Raw genomic sequence first — 6,297 nt, forward strand, 5'->3', positions numbered from 1 at the left:
TGAAAGATAGAGAAGCCATAATCCGAAGCTTTATTACTCAAAGTAAACTTAATCCCAAGATTACGAAACCTGTAGCCCACATCTCTTTGGATTTCTCAGCTCAAGATAAAGGGCGTTTAACGGATGCTTTTATGGTCAAGGTGGCACAGGAATATTTACAGAAAATGGGCTACTCCAACACACAGTATCTTATTGCTCGCCATCACGATACAGACCATCCACACATACACATAGTAATCAATCGTATTGATAACGATGGTCGAAGAATTTCGGATCAAAATGAAAAACTACGTAGCACAAAGGTCTGCATGGAACTGACTAAGAAATACGGATTATATATTGCTTCTGGAAAAGAGAATGTCAAGCGTGAACGGCTGAAAGGGAACGACAAAACCAAATATGAGATTTACGATGCTCTCAAAAAAGCTATTCCTCAAAGTTTGACGTGGGAGCAGTTGCAAGCGACCTTAAAGCAGTCAGGTATAGGCTTGGAATTCAAAATTAATGGCAATACAGATAAGATTCAAGGCATCATCTTTGAGAAAGACGGTAATCGGATTTCAGGCTCCCATGTAGATAGAGAATGTAGCTTCTCAAAGATTGACAGGCAGATTAAAGACAATGCCTATCAAGCACTGCAAGTGGCAGAAAAACAAGAGTTCAAAACATCGGAAACTGGAGGTGTGATGGATGCTCTTGATTCTCTTATCGGGCAACTCAGCATTTTCTCTCTCTTTAATAGCCCTCATTATGATGCAACGCTTGCCGAATACATTCAGGCTCTGAAAGCCCGAAAGTTGGCAGCTAAAAGTAAAATCAGAATACGCAGGGTACTGCACTAATGTTTAATCACAAAAGAAAAAGTATATGAATACAGATAGAATGGATACCTCGGCCGTATATGGTCTATTTGAGGAATTGAAGCAAAGTCTTACGGAAATGGCTTCCTCCTTAAAGGGAAGATCTGAACAACAAACAATCGACTTGAGTAAAATCGAAGAACTTTTTGAGAGGATGAATACACTTTCAAAGCAAGAGGTATTTTCTCCCGAACAAATCAGGGTCTTGGAAGAAATACTTACCAAGAGCGTAGTGGCAGGACTGGAAATAGCCTTTGAGAAGCTGGATGGATGGGGCTCAGAGAAAAAAGAGACTCTACAAGCCATTGAGGCGAAAATTGATGAGATGGGCAAAGAGAGTCGTACTGTCATCCGCAAAGAACATGTTTTTAGTCTTGACTTTAAGAACAGTAAAACGGTTATCACTCTTTGCTGTATGGGACTTGTTCTTTTGTTTTCTCTGGTTGGAAACTTCTGGCAAATGCGACAAAACGGTCAACTGTCGGATAATGACTTGAAGTATCGCCACATCAAAATGTATGGAGAAGCCCATCAGGAAAAGCTAATGGATTTGGAAACGGTTTTTACTTATCAGAGAGACGAACAGCAGATTGCACTTATCCGAGAACAAGTGGAAACTTACGAACGATTGGTCAAAGAACAGGCAGAAAAGACAGAACGAGCCCGCCTGAACACATCGCAAGCAAATGAACTTCATAAGCAAGCAGAATCCATAAAACAACGGAAATAAATGCTTCTCTTCCACACCCATTAAAAGATTTAAGGGAATGAGAAAATAAATCCTCATTCCCTTTTTCTATGCTATTTTTTTTCATATCTTTGCGCTATCAAAAGAACATTGAACGCGATGGATAAACCCATGAATCGAATCAAAGAAATGCTTGAGGAGAAAGGAATTAAGCAAACATGGCTTGCCGAAAAACTCGGCAAGAGTTTCAGCATTGTCAATGCCTATGTCTGCAACCGCCGTCAACCAAGCCTCGAAACCCTCTTCCAGATTGCGGAGATATTGGATGTGGATAGCAAAGATTTAATAGGAAGCTCCCAAGAAAACAAACTTAATGTAACTAATTAAAGAATAGATACTATGAATATTCCAGAAGAAAAAAGAGGGAGTGAATGGAGAAAATGGGATTTACACATTCACACCAAAGGAACAAATAAAAATGACCAATTCTCAAGTCCAGACTTTAATACTTTCTGCATCACGTTGTTCAAGAAAGCGATAGAGAATGACATAAAAGCCATTGGTGTTACAGATTATTTCAGCATTGATAACTATTTGAAGGTTCGTAAATTTCAAGAAGAGATTAATAAAAACACCCAATTTTCAGAAGAGGAGAAGAAATATATCTTGGGGATACTTATACTGCCAAATGTCGAGTTAAGAATGCTTCCCGTAACAGATAAAGGGCGATTAATCAATATACATTGTATCTTTAATCCAGAACCTTCCTTTCTGAAAAATCTAGAAAATGATTTTTTCGCCTCAATTGAGTGCAATAAATTCAAAATGAACAGAGATGGCATTATCGCTTACGGAAAAGACTTAGATCCTAGCTTAAGTGATGATGATATAGCCTATAAAAAAGGAATAGATAATTTTTGTCTTTCACCTAAAGAGCTTCATGATGTTATTTCCAGCAAGCCTGAACTTCGTGATAATGTCATAATTATCGTAAGTAATTCTAGTAATGATGGGGCATCAGGAATACAGAAACACTATGATCTTTTTGAAAATGAATCAGGATCTCTAGGTGGAACTAGAGATTTTATTTATAAAATGTCTGATTGTATTTTTTCAAGTAATCGTAATGATAGAGACTATTTCCTAGGGAAAAAGGCTGGATCTTCTGCTGAAATAGTGAAGAAAAAGTGTGGCTCTTTAAAACCATGTATTCATGGTTCGGATGCCCATAAAGAGGATAAACTTTTCAGCCCAGATGATAATAAGTTTTGTTGGATAAAGGCGAATTTGACATTTAGTGGATTAAAACAAATCTTGTATGAGCCAGAGGAGAGGGTCATAATCCAACAAGACGTTCCCGATGATAAAAGTGTTTATCATGTAATTGACTCTGTTGAATTAGACGAAAATAATTTCTGGAAAGGGAAAATTTTTCTTAGTGAAAACCTAAATACGATTATTGGGGGAAGATCCACAGGGAAGTCAACTCTACTAAAGTCTATTGCCAAAAAGATCGATCCCAACATCTCTACAGACAGAGACGATAACGGTTTTATTGATGGGCACCTATCAAGTGTATGCGTTAGGTGGAAAGATGGAGACACTTCGTCCCAAAGAGAAATTGATTTTTTTCACAAAGTTACATGTATAGAATCGCTAAAGATAAAAAACTAACTAATGATCTAATTCAAAATATTATAAAAATCCGCCCCGAGAACGAGATTGTAAAAACATATGAAGAAGAGTGTTCTAAAACGAGTAAGGAGCTTATCACAGATATACATGATGTACAGAGGTTAAAAAATGAGATTGATGAGTTGAATAGAAATCTAAGTAAAAAAGGAGATAAAAAGGGAGTTGAGGCTGAGGTAGAGCGTCTAAAAGGGAAGTTAGATGTTCTCAGTCATAGAGTGAATATATCACCTGAAAAACTAGGTACTTATTCTATCAACCAGAATGAAATTCTAGAATGTGAAAAAAGGATTACTCAAGCAGAGGAAGATTTACTTGTACTCAAAAATCTTCAAGAAATCAGCCCTGTTAAGAATGAGTATTTGAAAGAAATAAATCATTATTCTTTGCATCTTCCAGAGAATGTAAGTAAGATTTCTGAGTATTTTCAGCTTTTGGAGGAATATGATAAGGAGAAGAGAGAAGCCCTAGTACAAGATCTAATAGGAAGTACAAATGCACAGAAGGAGAAGGAAAAAGCTAGGATTATAGAAATAAAGAGTAGCGAAGCCTTCGTAGAGGTCGAACAATATTATAAAAACAATAAAGAGCTATCTGATTTACAAGCTAAGCTGAAAGAAGAACATATAAGATTAAATGATATTGCTAAAAATGAAATAGAAAAACAAACCCATGAGAAAACTCTAAATTCACTTCTTGAATCAATTGTACAAAAACACCTTAGTTATAAAATAGGAGTAGAAAAAGTCGCAAATGACCTTTTGATAGAATATGACGGCATAAAGATTTCTGCGAAAAAACAATTCTTGAAAGAAGATCTTAAAGACTTTCTTCAAAGCAGGTTAAATCAACAAGGAGCTGAAAGACAGGACTTCCTAAGGGAGTTTGTTGATAATTATGCAGAAGATACTGAAAATCGATGCCGTATGTTTTTAGAAAAAGCTGTAGAAAATAAGATTACTTATAAAGGCTCTAATGCAAATTCCAATGTACTTCAAGAACTTTTAGGACGACCTTGGTTTGAATATTCCTATGAGTTATCATTCCAAAATGATAGCTTCTCAGAAATGTCTGAAGGGAAACAGGCCTTTGTAATACTCAAATTGCTGTTAGATTTCAGCACAAAAAGATGCCCTATTTTAATAGATCAACCAGAGGACAGCTTAGATAATAGGGCTATTTATAACGAACTGGTGCAGTACATTAAAACCAAAAAGAAGCATCGTCAGATCATCCTCGTTACCCATAATCCTAATGTGGTAGTTAGCGCAGATGCTGAAAATATCATTGTTGCTAATCAGCATGGAACTAATTCTCCTAATAGAGACTCATTAAGATTTCAATATACAAATGGTGCTTTAGAAGACACAATGCCAAATAAGAAACCTGAACCAGAACAATACATAGTTTTAGAGTCACAAGGAATAAGGGAGCATGTTTGCGAAATTTTAGAGGGGGGAAGAGAAGCGTTCGAAAAGAGAGAGCAAAAATATGGATTTAGATAGTGCAAAATACCAACAAATGATCTCTACAAATAAGCTTCTACAAATGCTTTCAGACACGGAGAGCTACAATATTGAGAGAACAGAATTGACTGGCAATATGGATAAGTTTTGTCAGGCTATATTTGCTTTCTCAAATGATATGTCCGGAAGTGGTAAGAATGGCTATCTCATTATTGGAGCCAAGGACAATGGAGAGTTGTCAGGTTTGCAGGTTGATGATAAACTCTTATTGCAGATTGCCAATATTCGGACGGATGCAACATTCTCCCTCAGCCCACCATGACCGTGGAGAAGTTCCATTTTGATGAAGGAGATGTATTGGTGGCAGAAGTTCAGCCTTCTGAATTTCCTCCTGTACGTTATCGTGGTCGTGTTTGGGTGCGTGTCGGCCCTCGGAAGAGCACTGCAACAGAGGCTGAAGAAAAGATACTCACAGAAAGGCGACTTTCCAATGTTCGTACCTTTGACGCCATGCCTTGCTTGGGAACGAGCATTGACGACTTGGATATAGCTCTCATTCATAAGGAGTTTTTGCCCAAAGCTGTGGCTGAGGATATTCTCGCTGAAGATAAACGAGATATTACGGATCAACTTGCCTCTCTTGGCTTATATGATTTGCGTTATAACTGTCCGACTAATGGGGCTATTGTCCTGTTTGGAAAGAATCCTGAGCGACACGTACATGGAGCGTATATTCAATATGTACGCTTCAAGGGTAAGGATCGTGCGGGTGATATTTTCAATGAACATAAGTTTAGCGGAAATCTTTGTCGGGTATTGCCTAAGATTGATGCTTTTGTCGAGACAAGTATCTCTCAAAAGCGCCCCATTCCCGTAAGTGTACTTCGGGAAGAAACAGTTTCCAAGTACCCATACTGGGCTACTCGAGAGTTATTGATGAATGCCATTATGCACAGGGATTACGAAGGGAATGCACCTATTCAGTTTTATGAGTACGACGACCGCATTGAGATTCAAAACCCTGGAGGATTGTACGGCAAGGTCAGTCCCGATAATTTCCCCAATGTGAGTGATTATCGGAATCCCTTTATTGCCGAAGCAATGAAAGTCTTGGGCTATGTAAACCGATTCAGCCGTGGAGTCTATCGAGTTCAGAATGAGTTGGAAGAAAACGGTAATGGGCAAGCCTCTTTTGATTTTTCATTGATTACAGCTTTTCGAGTAGTTGAGAACGTTTCTCAAAAGTATTTTGAAGAAGGCTTTGGAGGAGAAACTGCCCAAGAAAAGCACAGTAAAGACCCAAGAAAAGCCCAAGAAATATAGAGGATGAAATATTAGATGAAATAAAAGACTTTCCGCAAGTTACAAGGAAAGATTTAGCCAAAAGGCAGGGCAATCGCATTTGAAATGCTGTATCGACACTCTTTCATAAATGTCATTTAAAGCCTTGAAATTCAATGTAATATCCTTGTTTATGTCGCAAATTATTAGTATCTTTATATCTGATAATCAATAGTTTAACTCATATAACAAAGGATTTATGAACTCTCTTTTTAAGGCACTTACAACTATTCCCGACTCTCGCAAGGGA

Annotated in this window: 5 protein-coding genes and 1 pseudogene; all 6 read left to right on the top strand. The window is 37.6% G+C overall.

All coding sequences use genetic code 11. The features are described 5' to 3' along the window. A partial coding sequence (locus IX315_RS09300) for a relaxase/mobilization nuclease domain-containing protein (protein ID WP_211837406.1) occupies nucleotides 1-842 on the top strand: 842 nt, incomplete at its 5' end. Between the two features lie 25 nt (nucleotides 843-867). After that, entirely contained in the window at nucleotides 868-1,590 is a 723-nt protein-coding gene (locus IX315_RS09305) for a hypothetical protein (protein WP_211637449.1), read from the top strand. A gap of 117 nt (nucleotides 1,591-1,707) precedes the next feature. Beyond that, nucleotides 1,708-1,935: a helix-turn-helix domain-containing protein gene (locus IX315_RS09310; RefSeq protein WP_211637447.1), complete on the top strand. Its 228-nt coding sequence runs from the start codon at nucleotides 1,708-1,710 to the stop codon at nucleotides 1,933-1,935. A gap of 12 nt (nucleotides 1,936-1,947) precedes the next feature. Continuing rightward, nucleotides 1,948-3,222 carry a PHP domain-containing protein gene (locus IX315_RS09315; protein WP_211837407.1) on the top strand — a complete coding sequence of 425 codons (1,275 nt, stop codon included), beginning with the start codon at nucleotides 1,948-1,950 and terminating at the stop codon, nucleotides 3,220-3,222. Beyond that, entirely contained in the window at nucleotides 3,192-4,745 is a 1,554-nt protein-coding gene (locus IX315_RS09320; protein ID WP_211837408.1) for an AAA family ATPase, read from the top strand. The genes IX315_RS09315 and IX315_RS09320 overlap by 31 nt, the downstream gene beginning before the upstream one ends. Before the next feature lie 16 nt (nucleotides 4,746-4,761). Continuing rightward, nucleotides 4,762-6,094: pseudogene (locus IX315_RS09325) on the top strand (RNA-binding domain-containing protein); the annotation flags it as partial. Between the last annotated feature and the right edge of the window lie 203 nt (nucleotides 6,095-6,297).

It is taken from the genome of Porphyromonas levii (assembly GCF_018206105.1).
In the GTDB taxonomy this organism is placed as follows: Bacteria; Bacteroidota; Bacteroidia; order Bacteroidales; family Porphyromonadaceae; genus Porphyromonas_A; species Porphyromonas_A levii.